This window comes from Citrobacter sp. KTE151 (assembly GCF_000398845.1).
Lineage (GTDB): Bacteria > Pseudomonadota > Gammaproteobacteria > Enterobacterales > Enterobacteriaceae > Citrobacter > Citrobacter braakii.
Genome location: NZ_KB976063.1, coordinates 311,493 through 330,313, shown reverse-complemented (window position 1 = coordinate 330,313; position 18,821 = coordinate 311,493). Strand labels below are relative to the sequence as shown.

Annotated in this window: 15 protein-coding genes; 3 read left to right on the top strand and 12 right to left on the bottom strand. The window is 53.2% G+C overall.

Translation table 11 applies throughout. From position 1 onward, the window contains the following. Positions 1-34 precede the first annotated feature (34 nt). Genes WC7_RS19740 through decR form a run of 3 tightly spaced genes read right to left on the bottom strand, consistent with a single transcriptional unit; the run spans position 35 to position 4,081 of the window. Complete coding sequence (locus WC7_RS19740; RefSeq protein ID WP_016152061.1) at positions 35-1,813, bottom strand: SmdB family multidrug efflux ABC transporter permease/ATP-binding protein; 1,779 nt, start codon at positions 1,811-1,813, stop codon at positions 35-37. Continuing rightward, positions 1,806-3,578, bottom strand: coding sequence for a SmdA family multidrug ABC transporter permease/ATP-binding protein (locus WC7_RS19745; protein ID WP_016152060.1), 1,773 nt, complete (start codon positions 3,576-3,578; stop codon positions 1,806-1,808). Before WC7_RS19745 ends, WC7_RS19740 begins: the two co-directional genes overlap by 8 nt. Positions 3,579-3,622: 44 nt before the next feature. Then, entirely contained in the window at positions 3,623-4,081 is a 459-nt protein-coding gene (gene decR / locus WC7_RS19750; RefSeq protein ID WP_016152059.1) for a DNA-binding transcriptional regulator DecR, read from the bottom strand. Positions 4,082-4,197: 116 nt separating this feature from the next. On the opposite strand from decR, the gene WC7_RS19755 reads away from it, so the two are divergent. After that, positions 4,198-5,253 (top strand): PLP-dependent cysteine synthase family protein, encoded by a 1,056-nt coding sequence (locus tag WC7_RS19755; protein ID WP_094168793.1) that lies wholly within the window; start codon positions 4,198-4,200, stop codon positions 5,251-5,253. A gap of 50 nt (positions 5,254-5,303) precedes the next feature. Here the strand turns inward: WC7_RS19755 and cof are convergent, their stop codons facing one another. Continuing rightward, positions 5,304-6,122 carry an HMP-PP phosphatase gene (cof, locus tag WC7_RS19760; RefSeq protein ID WP_016152057.1) on the bottom strand — a complete coding sequence of 273 codons (819 nt, stop codon included), beginning with the start codon at positions 6,120-6,122 and terminating at the stop codon, positions 5,304-5,306. A 216-nt stretch (positions 6,123-6,338) separates the two neighbouring features. Here cof and WC7_RS19765 point away from each other — a divergent pair, with 216 nt between their 5' ends. Together WC7_RS19765 and queC are read left to right on the top strand one after the other, a co-directional pair. After that, a complete protein-coding gene (locus WC7_RS19765; protein WP_016152056.1) occupies positions 6,339-8,039 on the top strand; it encodes an SgrR family transcriptional regulator in 1,701 nt (566 codons plus the stop codon). Between the two features lie 64 nt (positions 8,040-8,103). Then, positions 8,104-8,799 carry a 7-cyano-7-deazaguanine synthase QueC gene (gene queC / locus WC7_RS19770; RefSeq protein ID WP_003021638.1) on the top strand — a complete coding sequence of 232 codons (696 nt, stop codon included), beginning with the start codon at positions 8,104-8,106 and terminating at the stop codon, positions 8,797-8,799. 107 nt (positions 8,800-8,906) lie between these two features. Here queC and fadM read toward each other — a convergent pair whose 3' ends face one another. The 8 genes from fadM to tig all read right to left on the bottom strand — a co-directional run bounded on the left by fadM (position 8,907) and on the right by tig (position 18,664). Next, positions 8,907-9,305, bottom strand: a complete 399-nt coding sequence (gene fadM, locus WC7_RS19775; protein WP_016152055.1) for a long-chain acyl-CoA thioesterase FadM — start codon at positions 9,303-9,305, stop codon at positions 8,907-8,909. Positions 9,306-9,410: 105 nt separating this feature from the next. Next, entirely contained in the window at positions 9,411-9,785 is a 375-nt protein-coding gene (locus WC7_RS19780) for a helix-hairpin-helix domain-containing protein (RefSeq protein WP_016152054.1), read from the bottom strand. Between the two features lie 146 nt (positions 9,786-9,931). Beyond that, positions 9,932-11,806, bottom strand: a complete 1,875-nt coding sequence (gene ppiD / locus WC7_RS19785; protein ID WP_016152053.1) for a peptidylprolyl isomerase — start codon at positions 11,804-11,806, stop codon at positions 9,932-9,934. Between the two features lie 267 nt (positions 11,807-12,073). Further along, the gene (gene hupB, locus WC7_RS19790; RefSeq protein WP_219352570.1) at positions 12,074-12,364 is read right to left on the bottom strand and encodes a nucleoid-associated protein HU-beta; all 291 of its coding nucleotides are present in this window, start codon (positions 12,362-12,364) and stop codon (positions 12,074-12,076) included. Between the two features lie 190 nt (positions 12,365-12,554). After that, the gene (lon, locus tag WC7_RS19795) at positions 12,555-14,909 is read right to left on the bottom strand and encodes an endopeptidase La (protein WP_016152052.1); all 2,355 of its coding nucleotides are present in this window, start codon (positions 14,907-14,909) and stop codon (positions 12,555-12,557) included. Between the two features lie 184 nt (positions 14,910-15,093). Beyond that, positions 15,094-16,368, bottom strand: coding sequence for an ATP-dependent protease ATP-binding subunit ClpX (gene clpX / locus WC7_RS19800; protein WP_003831013.1), 1,275 nt, complete (start codon positions 16,366-16,368; stop codon positions 15,094-15,096). 126 nt (positions 16,369-16,494) lie between these two features. Continuing rightward, positions 16,495-17,118, bottom strand: coding sequence for an ATP-dependent Clp endopeptidase proteolytic subunit ClpP (gene clpP / locus WC7_RS19805; protein ID WP_003021624.1), 624 nt, complete (start codon positions 17,116-17,118; stop codon positions 16,495-16,497). 247 nt (positions 17,119-17,365) lie between these two features. Beyond that, positions 17,366-18,664 carry a trigger factor gene (gene tig, locus WC7_RS19810; protein ID WP_003021622.1) on the bottom strand — a complete coding sequence of 433 codons (1,299 nt, stop codon included), beginning with the start codon at positions 18,662-18,664 and terminating at the stop codon, positions 17,366-17,368. Positions 18,665-18,821: the final 157 nt, after the last annotated feature.

Sequence of the window (18,821 nt, the reverse complement as noted above, 5' to 3'; positions counted from 1 at the left end):
CGTGCTGGCCCCAGACCGGATAAGCGCCGCGCCATCAGGCGATAACAGAATCGTCTTGCGTACTGGCGGCTAACTCTTCACCCGCCAGCTGCAGCTGATACATCTGCCAGTAACGGCCTTGCGCCGCCAGTAATTGCTGGTGCGTACCACGCTCAACCGCCTGACCGCGATGCAGCACCAGAATGGTGTCAGCATCGACAATCGTCGATAACCGATGCGCAATCACCACCAGCGTGGTGTGTTCACGTACCGCCGCCAGAGCTTGCTGAATGGCCTGTTCAGTACCGGAGTCAATACTGGCCGTCGCTTCGTCGAGGATCAACACCTGTGGCGTTTCAACCAACACCCGCGCCAACGCCAGCAGCTGTTTTTGACCAACGGAGAGATTATTGCCCTGCTCGCCCAGCCGGGTATGAATCCCCTCGCTCAGACCTCGCGCCAGTTCTGCCAGTTGCACGGTCTCCAGCGCCTGCCATACCCGCTCTTCTGAGATATCGCGGCCCAGCGTAACGTTCGCCAGGAAGGTATCTGCCATCACCACCGGATCCTGCTGCACCATGGCGATGCCCTGACGTAACGCACCGTGGCTCAGTGAAGACAGCGGCCGTCCATCAAGGCGGATTTCCCCCTGCGTCAGCGGGTAGTAACCCATCAACAGGCTGGCGAGCGTGCTTTTACCACTGCCGGTGTGTCCGACCAAAGCCACAAAGCTGCGCGAAGGCACGGACAAACTGATATTTTGCAGCACCAGATTGTCGTCGCGATAGGCAAATGAAACGTTATCCACCTCAATGTCCCCGCTCTTTAGCGGTCGCTCATCTTCACCATAGCGCTGACGTGGCCCATCCATCAGTTCGAACACTCGCTCACCGGCGACAACCGCCTGCTGCAGCATTGATTGCTGAGTGGTCAACTCGATCAGCGGTTCATTCAAACGGCCGAGGTAGCTGATAAACGCGTACAGCACGCCAACCTCGATCGAGCTGCCAGAGGTAAAACTGAACAGCATCAGCAATCCGCAGAGGATCAGCGCCGAGAAAAGGCTAAGCAGCGGGCGCAACAAAAAACCATCCAGTCGCAGGGTTTGCATACGCGCCATATAGTGCGAGCGGCTTGCTTCGCCCATTCTCTCGCCAAATCGCGCCTGCTGGCGGAACTGCTGGATAACACTCATGCCGTTGATGACTTCGTTAAAGCCATCGTTAATATCCGCCAGATAAGCGCGAACCCGGCGCACAATCGGGGTGCTGTAGCGTTGATAAATCACCATCACCACCAGCACGGCCGGGAAAATGGCCATCGCCACTAACGCCATACGCCACTCAAGGCTGAACATCGCTACCAGCATGGCGCCAATTAATGCCGCACTGCGCAGGACTGTTGCTACCACCGTCACGTACAGGTCGCGAATAACTTCGGTGTCGTTGGTCACGCGGGAGATTAGCTGCCCGACGGGTTGAGTATCAAAGGCGCTGAGCGGCTGGCGCAGCGCAGCGTCCATTACGTCGGTGCGCAACTGTTGTACTACGCCAACTGCCGCCTGGTTAAACAGCAATGACTGCGCGTAATGCAGGCCAGCCGCCAGCAGTTGCAGACCGATATATGCCGCAACCAGCCCGGCGACCATCGCCAGCGGCAGATTATTCTTCGCCACCATGTTATCGATAAAATAGCTAATCAGCAGCGGACCGCTGACTTCCGCCGCAGCCGCCACCCACAGCATGACTACCGCAATAGCCAGCTGTTTTCGCCATGGAGAGCCATACGCCAGCAATCTTTTCAGGGTCGGCCATAATTGCCCAAAACTACGCATTAGCCGCCTCCTCGTTTATCTCTGGTGCATCAGTCAGCGCCGCTTCCAGTTGCTGATAGCGGTACATATCGCGATACCAGCCAGGCTGCTGCACTAACGCATCATGCTCGCCGCGCTGGGCAATATGCCCATGCTGCATCACGATAATCTCGCTGGCTTCCGTCAGGGCCGATAAACGGTGGGCGCTAATAATGACGGTTCTGCTTTCGCCCCACTGGCGCAGGTTATGCAGGATCTGATGCTCGGTACGACCATCTACCGCCGACAGCGCATCATCCAGAATCAGGATTTCAGCGTTCAGGAGTAGCGCTCGAGCGATAGAAATACGCTGTTTTTGCCCACCAGACAACATCACCCCACGTTCGCCCACTTCGGTGTCGTAGCCCTGCGGAAGACGTAAAATATCCTCATGAACGCTGGCAAGGCGTGCCACATACTCGATCTCTTCCTGCGTGGCCTGAGGGCGTCCTAACGCGATGTTATTGCCAACGGTATCCGAAAACAGGAATGGCGTCTGGCTGACAACTGCCAGCCGGCTGCGCCAGCTATCCAGTTGTAATCGCGTTAAGGGGATATCATGAAAGCGCACATCGCCGTGGGTGATATCAAAATGACGCTGAATCAGCGACAGCACCGTACTTTTCCCCGCGCCGGTAGGCCCACAAATGCCCAACATCTGCCCAGGTTTAAGCTGGAAGTTCACATTTTCCAGCGCCGGGTGTGCCGTTTGCGGGTAGCAAAATTCGCGAATCGCCACCGCCAGCTCCCCACGCCCTTCCGGTACCGGTTCAGTGCCGTCATCCACCACCGGCGCTTCAGACAGCATGGCGCGAATACGGCTGTACGCCGCGCTGCCACGTTCGACGATGTTAAACATCCATGCCAGCGCCAGCATCGGCCAAATCATCAAACCGAGATACATCATAAAGCTGGTGAGCTGGCCGAGCGTCAGCGAGCCGTGCACCACCATCCAGCTTCCCCCGGCAATCGCCAGTAGGTTAGCCATGCCAATGGCGATATAAATCGTGGGATCAAAGCGGGCGTCAATGCGCGCCACGCGCAGGTTTTTCTTACCGGTATCTTCGGCATCGGCGGCAAATAATGCCGATTGCCGATCCTCCAGACCGAAGGCCTTGATCATACGAATACTGGTCAGGCTTTCCTGAGTACGGTCGTTGAGACTGGAAAACGCCGCCTGCGCCAGCTTAAAGCGATTATGGAGTCGATCGCCGTAACGTTTGATCATCAACGCCATCACCGGCATCGGCAGCAGCGCAATTAACGTCAGCTGCCAGCTTATCTGCGTTGACATCACGATCAGCACCGCACATCCCATTACCAGCGAATCTACCAGCGTCAGCACGCCTTCTCCGGCGGCAAATACGACCCGATCAACATCGTTGGTCGCACGCGCCATCAGATCGCCCGTGCGGTGACGCAGATAAAATTCTGGATGCTGGCGACTCAACTGACGGTAATAATCTTCCCGCAGCTCAACCGCCAGTTGGTAGGATGCGCCAAACAGCAGCACGCGCCAGACATAGCGCAGCAAATAAACCACCACTGCAATCAGGGCAATTGTTCCCACCCCCATCAGCAGCCACTCGGTGGTGAAGCGTTGAGTCGTCACGCCATCCACAATGATCCCGACCACTTTCGGCGGAATAAGCTGAAGGATAGCGATGATGATAAGCAGGGCCACCGCCCCGAGGTAGCGACGCCACTCCCGGCGGAAGTACCAGCTTAATTGAGCAAATAATCGCACGCGTTATGTCCTGACAAGATTTCCGGCAATAAGCGCCGGGAGAGTTATTCAATAGGGAGAGCAGTTGTGTATTTAATCTGTTCCATCGCAAAGCTGGAGGTGACGTCAGACAGGCCCGGTACGCTGTTCACCAGGCGCTTATAAAATTCATCGTAGCTTTTCATATCGGCGACCTGCACTCGCATCAGGTAATCATATTCCCCTGCCATACGCCAGAACCCCAGAACCTCCGGCATACCGGTGACTTCGGTGACAAAGCGGCAATACCATTCACTGCTGTGATGCTGAGTCTTAATCAGCACAAACGCGGTCAGCCCCAGCCCCAGTTTTTCTGGATCTAACAGGGCGACTCTACCCAGCAGGATACCGTCATCTTCAAGCCGTTTGAGGCGTTTCCAGCAGGGGGTGGTAGTCAGATTAACGGCATCTGCTAACGCCTGCAAAGAAAGGGTGCAGTCCTGTTGCAGTAAGCTAAGCAGCTTACGGTCAATTTTGTCTAACATATCCACTCCACAGAGAAGAATTTTCTCCTTACATTCTATTTTAAAGGCTAAATGGCAACAATTTTTTCCGTGCTTTTCGCTATTCTTGGCACAAAATGACAAATGGATATCTATTAATTATGAATAGCTCCTGGGTTAAAAACGCCATCAATGAAATCAACGCGGATTATCAGCGTTCTGCGGATACGCATCTCATTCGTCTGTCGCTACCGGCGTTCCCGGGCATTCAGATCTATTTAAAAGATGAGAGCACGCATCCCACCGGGAGCCTGAAGCATCGTCTGGCGCGTTCACTGTTTCTGTACGGATTGTGCAATGGCTGGATTAAAGAAGGCACCACCATCATTGAATCATCGTCCGGTTCAACGGCGGTCTCCGAGGCTTATTTCGCCCGACTGTTAGGGCTGCCGTTTATTGCCGTCATGCCTTCCTGTACGGCGAAGCGTAAAATTGAACAGATTGAGTTTTACGGTGGTCGCTGTCATTTCGTGGAAAGCGCCTGTGAAATCTATGCGGCCTCTGAACAGCTGGCGCGTGAGCTGAACGGTCATTACATGGACCAGTTCACTTATGCTGAGCGCGCTACCGACTGGCGTGGCAATAACAATATTGCTGACAGCATCTTCCGTCAGATGCAGTGCGAGCCCAACCCCGTCCCCCGCCATATTGTAATGAGCGCCGGAACCGGCGGCACCTCTGCAACCATTGGCCGCTATATTCGTTGTCAGGGCTACGATACTCGCCTGATGGTGGTGGATCCGGAAAACTCAGTCTTTCTGCCCTTCTGGCAGGATCGCGATGCAACGTTACGCAGCCCGGTAGGAAGCAAAATCGAAGGCATCGGCCGCCCACGTGTCGAACCCTCCTTCATTCCTGACGTAGTCGATGAAATGCTGCGCGTACCGGATGCCGCAAGCGTGGCCACCGCACACTGGCTGGAAACGCAGTTGGGCCGCAAAGTCGGCGCTTCAACCGGCACCAACATGTGGGGAACGCTGCAACTTGCCGCCCGTATGCGCGATGCCGGAGAAAGCGGTTCACTGGTCACGCTGCTGTGCGACAGCGGCGAACGCTATCTTGAAACCTACTACAACCCGCAGTGGATCGACACACACATCGGTGATTTAACGCCGTGGAAAGCGGAACTCACCCGGCTTCTGAACACCCATTAATGGGATAAAAAAAAGCCAGACGCGAAGTCTGGCTTGCTGGAAGGGATCTCTCATTCGGGGGAATAAGGTAGATGCGGATTGTCCAGCCAATGCGTCAAAAAGTGTGACACCGCCTGATTGCGGCAATGCCCAATCACCGACAAATGCGGCAGTTCAGCAATCAGTTGTGGCATCGCGTTGCCCATAATCAGGCCGCGCCCAACGCTGCCTAACATTTCGCGATCGTTCATGGCATCGCCAAATGCCATACATTCGGCCATTGAATAACCTAAGTGGTCGCTTAGTACCGCCAGCGCCGATCCTTTGTTACAGCCCACCGGCAGCACCTCAAGGCAATCAACCGCGGAAAAACAGAGATTTGCCTGCTCACCCAGCGCCTCATTCAGTTGAATGCGTAATTGGATCAGGGAGTCATGATCCCCACAGAAACAGACTTTCGTTACCTGATGAGCCGGAATACGTTTCACATCGACGATCTGGTAGCGAAATCCGCTATACACATGCGCCTGTAGCAGCGATGGGATCTCTTGTCCGGTGAACCAACCGTTGTCATTAAAGACATGCATGCTGGCTGTAGTATCCCACTTCTGATGTAACACAATATCCGCCACAGTCGGATCCAGATCCTGACGGTGCAATACATCGCCCTCAACAGAGTGAATGCGCGTGCCGTTACCCGTGATCAAAAAGGCGTCCAGTGAGATAGAACCCAAAATATGGCGCATCTCCAGCACATGGCGGCCGGTGGCAAATGTCAGGGTGATCTCGCGTTCACGCAGGCGCGCCAGCGTTGAAAGCGTTTCGTCACCTAAATGGTGATTCGGCATCAAAAGGGTGCCATCCATATCAAATGCAGCCAGACGAGCCATTTCTTTCTCCACACTGTGACGCGGTTAACTTGTGATTCAGTATCACCTGAGATATACGGAAGTAATAGTGAATAGATAAAATGAATTGTTCCGGGTTTATTACACAAAATCATTCAAGTTGCATCCAGGCGGCAAGTGAATGAACGTCCAGGAGCATGCAGTGACTGGGGTGAATTAACACGCCAACAAAGAGGCAGCTTGAAGGATGACGTGTACATGAGATTGTTGAATCGCCTGAATCAGTACCAACGCCTGTGGCAGCCGTCGGCGGGAGAACCGCAGTCGGTGACCGTCGGGGAGCTGGCAGAACGCTGTTTTTGTAGCGAGCGCCACGTGCGTACCCTGCTGAAGCAAGCGCAGGATGCTGGCTGGCTGGAGTGGCACGCCCAGTCGGGGCGTGGGAAACGCGGGCAACTGCGCTTTTTGGTGACGCCAGATTCGTTACGCAGCATTATGATGGAACAAGCGCTGCAAAAGGGGGAGCAACTTAGCGTACTGGAGCTGGCTCAGTTGGCGCCGGGAGAATTAAGAACGCTGCTCCAGCCGTTTATGGGCGGTCAGTGGCAAAACGACACGCCAACCCTGCGCATCCCCTATTACCGCCAGCTCGACCCTTTGCACCCTGGATTTCTCCCCGGTCGCGCAGAACAACACCTCGCCGGACAAATATTCTCGGGCCTGACCCGGTTCGACAGTGTTACGCAACGCCCCTGCGGAGATTTAGCCCACCACTGGAATATCTCCGCCGACGGCCAGCGCTGGGATTTCTATATTCGCTCCACCCTGTACTGGCATAACGGCGATGCGGTCAGCAGCACACAGCTACATCAACAGTTGCTGAAGCTGTTAGAGCTACCCGCGTTAAACAAGCTGTTTATCAGCGTAAAGCGCATTGAGGTGACGCATCCCCAGTGCCTAACCTTTATTTTGCATCGCCCCGACTTCTGGCTGGCGCATCGTCTGGCAAGCTACAGCAGTCACCTGGCACATCCCGAACTCCCGTTTGTTGGTACCGGTCCGTTCCGGTTGACGCTGTTTACCCCTGACCTGGTGCGCATCGAGAGTCACGATCACTACCACCTGAGTCATCCGCTACTAAAAGCCATTGAATACTGGATAACCCCGCAGCTTTTCTCCCAGGATTTGGGCACCAGCTGTCGCCATCCGGTTCAAATTGCAATTGGTAAACCCGAAGAGCTTCCCATGCTAAGCCAGGTAAGCAGCGGGATCAGCCTCGGTTTCTGCTATCTCACGCTCAGAAAAAGCGCGCGGCTGAATACGCAGCAGGCCCGTCGCCTGGTCAATATTATCCACCGCTCTTCCCTGCTACAAACGCTTGACGTGGATGAAAACCTGATCACGCCAAGCAATGCGCTGCTGCCGGGATGGACGATCCCCCAATGGGATGAACTGGACGACGTGCCGCTACCGGAAAAACTTACGCTGGCCTATCACCTGCCGGTAGAATTGCACGCCATGGCTGAACAGCTTCGCCAGGCGCTGGCGCTACTCGGCTGTGAATTAACGCTTATTTTTCATAATGCTAAAAACTGGGATGGCGACCATCCTTTAGCCCAGGCCGACCTGATGATGGGCGACAGGCTGATTGGCGAAGCACCTGAATATACCCTCGAACAGTGGCTGCGCTGCGATCAGCTCTGGTCACATGTATTGAGCTCGCCGGCATATACTCATCTGCAAACCACCCTGGATGCCCTGCAAATCCAGGCCGATGAGGACGATCGTCATGCGGCTTTACAACACGTTTTCGCCTCGCTGATGCATGACGCGACCCTGACACCGCTGTTCAATTATCACTATCGTATTAGCGCTCCGCCGGGCGTGAACGGCGTACGCCTGAATCCTCGCGGCTGGTTTGAATTTACCGAAGCCTGGCTACCGCCCCCGTCGGCGTGAAGAAGCTGGTCGGCGACACGCCCAGGCGCTACCATAAGGGTTTCGTTATTTGTCAGGAAAAACCATGAAACGTGCCGTTGTTGTATTCAGTGGGGGTCAGGACTCCACAACCTGTCTGGCGCAAGCGCTGCATCAGTATGATGAAGTGCACTGCGTGACCTTTGATTATGGTCAGCGCCATCGCGCTGAGATTGATGTCGCACGTGACCTGGCCTTAAAACTTGGCGCGCGTGCGCACAAGGTACTTGATGTAACGCTGCTCAGCGAACTGGCCGTCAGCAGCCTGACCCGCGATAACATTCCGGTACCCGATTACGAACCGGATGCGAACGGCATTCCTAATACCTTTGTGCCAGGACGCAATATTCTGTTTTTAACGTTGGCGGCGATTTACGCGTATCAGGTGCAGGCGGAGGCGGTCATTACCGGCGTTTGTGAAACGGATTTCTCTGGATATCCGGACTGCCGCGATGAGTTCGTCAAAGCCCTGAACCATGCCGTAAGCCTGGGAATGGCGAAAGATATCCGCTTTGAAACCCCGCTGATGTGGATCGATAAAGCCGAAACCTGGGCTCTGGCCGATTACTGGGGCAAGCTGGACCTGGTACGCGAAGAAACGCTGACCTGTTATAACGGCATCAAAGGTGACGGTTGCGGTCACTGCGCGGCCTGTAATCTGCGCGCCAACGGCCTGAACCATTATCTGGCAGATAAACCGGCAGTGATGGCGGCAATGAAGCAGAAAACAGGACTAAAGTGATCGTTTTGCCGGATGGCGGTGCACGCACCTTATCCGGCTTTCGACATTCACCGTGGTCAATATCGCCCGTAAGCCTGATAAGCGAAGCGCCGTCAGGCTTCCTTCCATCACTTCACCATCTGCTCCAGTTTTTCGCGCAACTCCCCTTCCAGCGGTAGCGCCTTTTGCGTTTTCAAATCAATACAGACGAAGGTAATCAACGCGTCTGCCACCACCTGTCCTTCCGGCTCCAGGGTGATAGTCTGGTTCAACACACCGCTTTTGCCATTTAGCTGTTGCACCTGACTGGTAATGGTCAGCAGGTCGCTCAGCACCGCAGGGCGGCGGTAGTTAATGTTAATATTCACGACCACAAAAGCGATGTTGTGTGCGGTCATCCACTGAAAGCTGTCGCTGTTTTCCAGGCCATCCCAGCGGGCTTCTTCCAGAAACTCAAGATAGCGAGCATTGTTAACGTGCTGATAGACATCAAGATGAAAACCACGAACTTTGATTTGTGTTTGCATAGCGCAGGAGCCTTACGTTGTTTTTATAGGAACACACTTTAGGGTAAGAGGTCATAACTGGTATGACCTCTACAGTCTGGCAAACTTTCAGCACTCTGCAAGTTATTAAAGTGTTAAAACTGCCAGATTGCGCTCTACCAGCGAACTCCCCATGCCCGGCACCTGCTTTAAGTCCTCCACCGTTTTAAACGGCCCGTACTCCTCACGATAGCTGACAATCGCCTGTGCTTTCTTCAGACCTACGCCATTCATGACTCGCGCTAAATCCTCCGCAGAAGCGCTGTTGATGCTTACCCTGGTGCCTTCATCATCGCTCGCTTTAGCCGGTTGCGTGGCTTTGCTTTGTGCTACCCCCGTAGCATCCGCTTTGACTTGAGTCGCCTGGCTTTTGGCGACTGGCTCTGCAGCCAGTGCGCTTTGAGCCATACCGGCGCAGGTCAATGAAAGGGTAATAAGCAGGGCTTTGATTCCATGTTTCATACTGTTTTCTCCTTGTTTGTTAACAGTGGAATCACGATAGCGAGGTGCAGAACGGCAGACAAACGGCAAATATCAGAAATGGAAAAGGCCGCGAAAGCGGCCTTTGGTTGATACAATTTTTTGCAATTTTTTGCGAGTAGCCTCGGTTATTGCTGCTGTTCCAGCGCGTCACCGACTTTAATTTTTGCGGCTTTACGCAGGTTGCTCATCAGCGCTTCAAAGACAATCTGCGCATTGTTCTGGGTAATCCCCTGAACCATCGCTTTCTTCTGCTCTTCAGGCATAGAACCGGCTTTCACCTCGTCCAGCGCCAGCAGTACAACGTTACCCTGCATGTCGTTCGCCACGCCGTAGCTCGGTTTGTCTTTCGCCGGCAGGCTCAGGCCAAAGGCCGCCTGACTCAGCGGATCCTGACCCGTACGGCTCAGCGTTTTCGCCTCGCCAAAGCTCAGACCCGCCGCTTTCATGGCTTCATCGCCTTTACCAGCTTTCAGATCCGCCAGCAGTTTATCGGCATCAAGCTTCGCCTGCTGCTCTGCTTTATTGTGCTTAACAAGCGCAGTTACCTGATCTTTCACTTCAGCCAGTGGTTTAACGGCTTCAGCTTTGTGCTCTGCAATACGCAGTACAAACGCGCGATCGCCATCCACGGTGATGATGTCAGAGTTACTGCCAGGCGTACCGTTCTCACCAACCAAACCACCATTGAAAATGATGTCAGCGACCGGTTTGAAGTTCAGCTCTTCCGGCAGGCTGTCACGGCTAAACCAGCCCGTTTCAACCGCTTTCATACCCGCCGCCTGCTCCGCGCCCGCCAGGGATTCGTTATCGTTGCTGGCGGCATCGCTCACTTTCTGCTGCAGCGCATAGTAGGCATCCAGCGCTTTTTCCTGCTTCACTTTCGCCGCAATGTCGTCACGCGCTTCGCTCAGCGGTTTAACCTGCGCAGGCTGCACGTCGTCAAGACGCGCAACGAGGAAACCAACGGAAGACTTAATCACACCTGACAGCTGGCCTTTCTCTTTCAGACCGGCATTCTTCAGCTCATCCGGGGTGGTGGAATCTTCCAGCCATCCCATATCGCCGCCTTTACGGGCAGAGATGATGTCAGCAGATTTTTCTTTTGCCAGCGCAGCGAAATCACCGCCTTTGTTCAGCTCGTCCAGTACCGCTTTGGCTTCATCTTCCGTTTTGGTCTGAATGATGCTGTAGCGGTTACGCTGCGGCTGAGTGAACTGATCCTGATGCTGGTCATAATAAGCCTGAATATCCGCATCGCTGGCCGTCTCCTGCATAGCAGCAGCATCCAGCTTGATGTAGCTCACGCGGAACTGTTCCGGCGTCATAAAGTTGTTTTTATTCTGCTCGTAGTAGCTGGCAACTTCCTGCTCGGTAACAGACTGCTTCGCGGCCAGTGCGTTAACGTCAATTGTCGCCTCGCGAACGATACGCTGCTGTGCGACCAGCGCCGCCAGCTCGTCCGTTTCGCCTTTCAGCATGAAGTCCGTACCGGCAACGCCGTTAATCAGTTGCTGGGTAGTAAGCTGATTACGTAATGCCTGAGCGTACTGGTCTGCGGTCATTCCCATCTGATTAACAATCGCGTTGTAGCGATTGTTATCAAATTTACCGTCCACCTGGAACGCAGGCGTGGCGAAAATAGCCTGTTTAACCTGATCGTCGCTGATGTTGAGATTAAGCTCGCGGGAGTACTGATCCAGCAGCGCTTCGTCAATAAGACGATTCAGCACCTGCTGACGCAGCGTTTTCATGTAGCCTTCGTTCGCAGCCAGTTCGGAGTATTGATCGCCCAGCTGTTGCTGCATGCGGTTACGTTCGCTGTTGAACGCATTCTCGAACTGCCCGCGGCTAATCTCCTGGCCATTCACTTTGGCGGCGAAGTTATTGCCCCCGCCAATCAGGTAACCACTCACGCCGGTCAAAATGAACGACACGATAATGATACCGAAAATAATCTTGAGCACGAGACTGTTAGCAGCCGTGCGTAAGCTGTCCATCATGGTGTAACCACACTCCGCTGTAGATGACTATACGCGTTATCTCTCAAGCCGCCTGCGCGTTGTCACCACAGCGGCGGCAAGGATTTTGAGTATATATGCTTCACGCAGCATAGCGTTTCCTGAACGCTGCGTACAAAGGCCTATTGTGACAAGAAACAGGGGCAATTGTCAGCCCACAACGCGTAGAAAGTACCGGAATTACAAATAAAAAAGGCACATCAGTCGATGCGCCCTTGTACTTCGTCACATCCCCAAAGGGGAAATCACTTAGTTTACCGCGTCTTTCAGTGCTTTACCTGCACGGAAGCCCGGTACTTTAGCCGCGGCGATGGTGATCTCTTTACCTGTTTGCGGGTTGCGACCAGTACGGGCAGCACGCTCTTTAACGGCAAAAGTACCAAAACCTACCAGCGCTACGTCATCACCTTCTTTCAGAGATTCGGTAACAGAAGCAATAATTGCATCTAACGCACGTCCAGCCGCAGCTTTAGAGATATCAGCCCCTGCAGCAATTTTGTCGATCAGTTGAGATTTATTCACTCTTCTCTTCCTCTTTATAATTTATATCGCACCTGAATCCTTCAAAGTGCGAACGCGCAGCAGTTATATCAGGCCTGCCATGCCCTTACAACACCCGTTAATGATGGCAAGCCCAATCCGTCATCTAAATTAGCTATACAAAAAAAGGCTGGCAAGTCCGAAATGGCCTGCCAGCCCTGTTTTTATTAGTGCTCTTTGCGCGAGGTCACTATTTTGCGGTCACAACCTGCATTCCGGAGGGCTCATTTTGCAACGCGAGCGTCAGAACCTCCTCAATGCGTTTCACCGGATGGATGTCCAGATCGGCAATTACGTTGTCCGGAATCTCTTCCAGGTCGCGTTTGTTTTCGTCTGGAATTAAGACCGTTTTAATACCACCACGGTGTGCTGCCAGCAGTTTTTCTTTCAAACCACCAATAGGCAGAACCTGGCCACGCAGGGTGATCTCGCCGGTCATCGCGACGTCGGCGCGAACCGGGTTACCGGTCAGACAAGAAACCAGCGCGGTACACATGGCAATACCTGCACTTGGACCGTCTTTCGGCGTCGCCCCTTCAGGTACGTGAACGTGGATGTCGCGTTTTTCGTAAAAGTCCGGATTAATACCCAGTTTTTCCGCACGCGCGCGCACCACGGTCAGCGCAGCCTGAATGGATTCCTGCATGACTTCACCCAGAGAACCGGTGTAGGTCAGCTTACCTTTACCCGGTACGCAAGCGGTTTCGATGGTCAGCAGATCGCCGCCCACTTCCGTCCATGCCAGACCGGTTACCTGACCTACGCGGTTTTCGTTGTCCGCGCGGCCATAGTCAAAGCGCTGTACGCCCAGGTAGTCGTGCAGGTTGTCGCCATTGATCTCAATATGTTTCAGCGACTTGTCGAGCAGCAACTGTTTCACCGCTTTACGGCACAGTTTGGAAATTTCACGCTCCAGACTACGCACGCCAGCTTCACGGGTGTAATAACGAATAATGCCCACAATGGCGCTATCGTCGACCGTCAGCTCGCCTTTTTTCAGCGCGTTACGCTCAATCTGTTTCGGCAACAGGTGACGTTTAGCAATGTTCAGCTTCTCGTCTTCGGTATACCCGGACAGACGGATCACTTCCATACGATCCAGCAACGGTGCGGGAATATTCATGGAGTTAGAGGTCGCAACGAACATCACGTCGCTGAGATCGTAGTCCACTTCCAGGTAGTGATCGCTGAACGCCACGTTCTGCTCTGGATCCAGCACCTCAAGCAGTGCGGAAGCCGGATCGCCACGCATGTCGGAAGACATTTTGTCGATCTCATCAAGCAGGAACAGCGGGTTTTTAACGCCCACTTTAGCCATTTTCTGGATCAGTTTACCCGGCATCGAACCAATATAGGTCCGGCGGTGACCGCGAATTTCAGCTTCATCACGCACGCCGCCCAGCGCCATACGGATGTATTTACGTCCGGTTGCTTTAGCGATGGACTGTCCCAGAGAAGTTTTACCTACCCCCGGCGGCCCAACCAGGCACAGGATCGGCCCCTTGATTTTATTCACACGGCTTTGAACCGCGAGATACTCAAGAATACGGTCTTTGACGCGTTCCAGACCGTAATGGTCAGTATCGAGGATTTCCTGAGCCTGACGCAGATCTTTTTTGACCTTGCTACGCGCATTCCACGGCACCTGAACCATCCAGTCGATGTAGCCACGGACTACGGTCGCTTCCGCTGACATCGGAGACATCATTTTCAGCTTCTGCAGTTCTGCTTCCGCTTTCTCTTTTGCCTCTTTCGGCATTTTCGCCGCGTCGATTTTACGCTTCAACGCTTCGTTTTCGTCCGGCGCATCGTCCATCTCGCCGAGCTCTTTCTGAATGGCTTTCATCTGCTCGTTCAGATAGTACTCACGCTGGGATTTTTCCATCTGCTTTTTCACGCGGTTGCGAATGCGTTTCTCAACCTGCAGCAGATCGATTTCAGACTCCATCATCGCCATCAGATATTCCAGACGTTCGTTAACGTCGGACATCTCCAGTACGGACTGCTTGTCAGCAAGCTTCAGCGGCATGTGCGCAGCGATGGTGTCCGCCAGACGTGCAGGATCGTCAATGCTGTTCAGCGACGTCAGCACTTCGGGCGGGATTTTCTTGTTCAGCTTGATATAGCCTTCGAACTGGCTGATAGCGGTACGCACCAGCACTTCCTGTTCGCGCTCATCAATAGCAGGCGAGTCGAGGTACTCCGCTTTCGCAGAGAAGTGCTCGCCGTTGTCAGACAGCGCTGAAATACGCGCGCGCTGTAACCCCTCGACCAGCACTTTTACGGTGCCGTCAGGCAGTTTCAGCATCTGCAAAATAGAGGCCACGGTCCCGACGGTGAAAAGATCGTTTACACCCGGCTCATCCGTTGACGCTTCTTTCTGGGCAACCAGCATGATTTTTTTATCATGGTCCATAGCCGCTTCCAGACAACGGATAGATTTTTCCCGCCCTACAAATAAGGGTATGACCATGTGCGGATAAACCACCACATCGCGCAACGGCAATACGGGGATTTCAATGCGTTCAGAACGCTCAGGATTCATAGAGCTCTCTCTTAGTTTAGTTTCCGCCAGGTAATCAGGTGGTACGACTGTGCTCCACACCACCTTTAACATGTATGTCAGTATATGGGGATGTTTCCCACACATTCAACGCCATGTTTACGGAAAAATAAAAGGGGAGATAAAATCCCCCCTTATTAATTAAATGTCTGTATGAATTGATGAATTATTCGCCAGATGCCTGCTGCGCTTCCGGCTTACCGTAAATCAGCAATGGCTTGCTCTGGCCGCCAATCACCGACTCATCGATCACCACTTTTTCGACGTCTTCCATAGAAGGCAGATCGTACATAGTGTCAAGCAGTGCGGCTTCGACGATAGAACGCAGACCACGAGCACCGGTTTTACGTGCCATCGCTTTTTTGGCGATAGCATCCAGCGCTTCCTCACGGAATTCCAGATCGACACCTTCAAGATTGAACAGCGCCTGGTACTGCTTGGTCAGGGCGTTTTTCGGCTCTTTCAGGATCTGGATCAGCGCTTCTTCGCTCAGTTCGCTCAGCGTCGCTACAACCGGCAGACGCCCGATGAACTCAGGGATCAGACCAAATTTGATCAGATCTTCCGGCTCCACCTGCGACAGCAGTTCACCTTCGCTGGCTTTATCAGACTGCGCTTTTACCGTTGCGCCAAAACCAATGCCGGAGCCCGTTTCAACACGGTTAGCAATGACTTTATCCAGACCGGCAAAGGCACCGCCGCAGATAAACAGGATCTTGGAGGTATCAACCTGCAGGAATTCCTGCTGAGGATGTTTACGCCCCCCCTGCGGTGGAACGGCAGCAACCGTACCTTCGATCAGTTTCAACAGCGCCTGCTGTACGCCTTCGCCGGAAACGTCACGGGTAATGGACGGGTTGTCAGACTTACGAGAAATCTTGTCGATTTCATCGATATAGACGATCCCGCGCTGTGCTTTCTGCACGTCGTAATCGCACTTCTGCAGCAGTTTCTGAATAATATTTTCAACATCTTCACCCACATAACCAGCTTCGGTCAGCGTGGTGGCATCGGCCATAGTGAACGGAACGTCCAGCAGGCGTGCCAGCGTTTCAGCCAGCAGCGTTTTACCGGAACCCGTCGGGCCAATCAGCAGGATGTTACTTTTGCCCAACTCGACGCCATTGCTGGTGTCGCCGTTGCGCAGACGTTTGTAATGGTTGTATACCGCGACCGCCAGCACTTTCTTCGCCTGCTCCTGACCGATGACGTAATCGTCCAGGTGGTTGCGAATTTCATGTGGCGTCGGCAGCGCACTGCGTTCACGGTGCGGTGCTACTTCCTTAATCTCTTCGCGAATGATGTCGTTACATAAATCAACACATTCGTCGCAGATATACACGGATGGTCCGGCAATCAGCTTACGCACTTCATGCTGGCTTTTGCCGCAAAAAGAGCAGTACAACAATTTGCCCGAGCCATCTTTGCGTTTATCTGTCATGGGTCAAAACCTCTTCTTTGTTCTTTGTGCCGCACACGACGACGCAAATGCCATTCTCAGGCGCAAGACGCTAGTCAGCGTTGTGCCGCTCCAGGTAATTATAGCGGTACACCTGCGCGCTGGGCATTAATTACGATGGGTCAAAATCGAGTCGACCAGACCGTACTCTACCGCTTCAGAAGCGGAGAGGAAGCGATCGCGCTCGGTATCACGTTCAATCTGCTCAAGAGATTGACCCGTATGATGCGCCATAAGTTCGTTCATGCGCCCTTTTACCTTCAGGATTTCACGGGCATGAATTTCAATATCCGTTGCCTGGCCCTGGTAACCGCCCAGAGGCTGGTGGATCATGACGCGAGAGTTAGGCAGGCAAAAACGTTTACCTTTCGCCCCGGCAGTCAGCAGGAACGCGCCCATTGAGGCCGCCTGGCCCATACAAATGGTGCTGACGTCCGGCTTAATAAACTGCATGGTGTCATAGATAGACATCCCGGCAGTGATCACTCCACCAGGGGAGTTGATGTACAGGTAGATATCTTTTTCTGGGTTTTCTGCTTCCAGGAACAGCATCTGCGCCACGATCAGGTTAGCCATATGGTCTTCGACCTGGCCGGTCAGAAAAATGACGCGTTCCTTAAGTAGACGAGAATAGATATCAAAAGAGCGCTCACCACGTGAGGTCTGTTCAATGACCATCGGCACCAGCGCCATATGGGGTGCAAAGTTATCTCGTTCGCCGCTGTATGACATTTCCGTCTCCTGGATAAAATTTGAAAAAACCTGCTGTGCTGATTGTAACCTTATGGACGGATTATCAGCTAGTCCCTCAGTAATGGGTACGACATCGCCATAATTCAAGCATAACAATCTTTTGTTGTAACGCTAACACTGAAACGCTGTTTTCGCACTCTTCCCATGCAAAATCCGTGACAAAAAAAAACCCGCCACCAAAAGGTGACGGGCTTGCGTACGAAATTCGTGCTAAATAAGCGACGAATTACGCCTGCTGGTTCATCAGCTCGTTGAAGGAAGTGGCTTTTTCAGTCACTTTCGCTTTCGCCAGAACAGCTTCAACAGCCTGCTCTTCCAGAGCGACGTTACGCATGTTGTCCATCAGCTCTTTATTTTTGCTGTAGAACTCAACAACTTCTTTCGGATCTTCGTAAGCAGAAGCCATCTCTTCGATCAGGCCTTTAACGCGATCTTCGTCAGCTTTCAGCTCGTTGGTACGAATCACTTCGCCCAGCAGCAGACCTACAACTACGCGACGCTTAGCCTGTTCTTCGAACAGTTCACGCGGCAGTTCCAGAGCTTGTTTTTCGTTGCCGCCAAAACGCTGTGCAGCCTGACGACGCAGAACGTCGATTTCGCTGTCGATCAGAGCAGCCGGAACATCGATGTCGTTAGCTTTTACCAGACCTTCGATCGCCTGAGATTTAACGCGGTTACGCACAGCGCCTTTCAGCTCGCGTTCCATGTTTTTACGTACTTCAGCGCGCAGACCCGCTACGGAACCATCTTCAACGCCGAAACGTTTGATGAATTCTTCAGTCAGTTCCGGCAGTTCGCGCTCTTCAACTTTCTTCAGGTTGATAACGAACTTAGCGGCTTTACCTTTCAGGTTTTCAGCGTGGTACTCTTCCGGGAAGGTCACATCGATAGTGAACTCTTCGCCAGCTTTGTGGCCTTTAACGCCTTCTTCAAAGCCTGGGATCATACGACCCTGGCCCATCGCCAGTACGAAGTCAGACGCTTTGCCGCCTTCGAACTCTTCGCCGTCTACAGAGCCGGTGAAGTCGATGGTTACACGGTCTTCTGCATCTGCAGCGCCGTCTTTGTCTTTCCAGGTAGCCTGCTGCTTACGCAGGGTGTCCAGCATCACGTCAACGTCAGCGTCGGTGACTTCAACAACCGGTTTTTCAACTTCGATTGCTTCCAGGCCAGTCAGCTCAACTTCCGGGTAAACTTCGAACTCTACCGCGTAAGTAAAATCTTCACCCAGTTTGTATTCGCCCGGAACGTAGTTCGGTGCGCCAGCCGGATTGATTTTTTCTTTGATGATCGCGTCAACGAAGTTGCGGCTCATCAGGTCGCCCAGAACGTCCTGGCGAACAGACGCGCCATAACGCTGAGCAACAACATTCATCGGTACTTTTCCTTTGCGGAAACCGTCAATACGCACTTTCTTCGCTACGTTGACCAGCTCGCTTTTCACAGCGGTCTCGATGCTGTCAGCAGCGATAGTAATCGTTACACGGCGGCCAAGGCCTTGAGTGGTTTCAACTGAAACTTGCATCTTGTTACCTCAAAAAATCACAGTGCTCGGTCAACTCTTCTCCGCAAGCACAGGTTGTTGGCTTCGCGGAACTGGGATGTTCTCATAAGCAATCACATTCCCTGTCGTCAGAATCATCCCGAAGACATTCCGAAAAATAAGACGCGCATTATAGCGG

Excerpts from the sequence above, each read along its gene's own strand:
- queC (WP_003021638.1), top strand. The coding sequence starts at position 8,104 with ATGAAACGTGCCGTTGTTGTATTCAGTGGGGGTCAGGACTCCACAACC.
- tig (WP_003021622.1), bottom strand. The coding sequence starts at position 18,664 with ATGCAAGTTTCAGTTGAAACCACTCAAGGCCTTGGCCGCCGTGTAACG.
- lon (WP_016152052.1), bottom strand. The coding sequence starts at position 14,909 with ATGAATCCTGAGCGTTCTGAACGCATTGAAATCCCCGTATTGCCGTTG.
- clpP (WP_003021624.1), bottom strand. The coding sequence starts at position 17,118 with ATGTCATACAGCGGCGAACGAGATAACTTTGCACCCCATATGGCGCTG.
- WC7_RS19765 (WP_016152056.1), top strand. The coding sequence starts at position 6,339 with ATGAGATTGTTGAATCGCCTGAATCAGTACCAACGCCTGTGGCAGCCG.
- ppiD (WP_016152053.1), bottom strand. The coding sequence starts at position 11,806 with ATGATGGACAGCTTACGCACGGCTGCTAACAGTCTCGTGCTCAAGATT.
- fadM (WP_016152055.1), bottom strand. The coding sequence starts at position 9,305 with ATGCAAACACAAATCAAAGTTCGTGGTTTTCATCTTGATGTCTATCAG.
- decR (WP_016152059.1), bottom strand. The coding sequence starts at position 4,081 with ATGTTAGACAAAATTGACCGTAAGCTGCTTAGCTTACTGCAACAGGAC.
- WC7_RS19780 (WP_016152054.1), bottom strand. The coding sequence starts at position 9,785 with ATGAAACATGGAATCAAAGCCCTGCTTATTACCCTTTCATTGACCTGC.
- cof (WP_016152057.1), bottom strand. The coding sequence starts at position 6,122 with ATGGCTCGTCTGGCTGCATTTGATATGGATGGCACCCTTTTGATGCCG.
- clpX (WP_003831013.1), bottom strand. The coding sequence starts at position 16,368 with ATGACAGATAAACGCAAAGATGGCTCGGGCAAATTGTTGTACTGCTCT.
- WC7_RS19740 (WP_016152061.1), bottom strand. The coding sequence starts at position 1,813 with ATGCGTAGTTTTGGGCAATTATGGCCGACCCTGAAAAGATTGCTGGCG.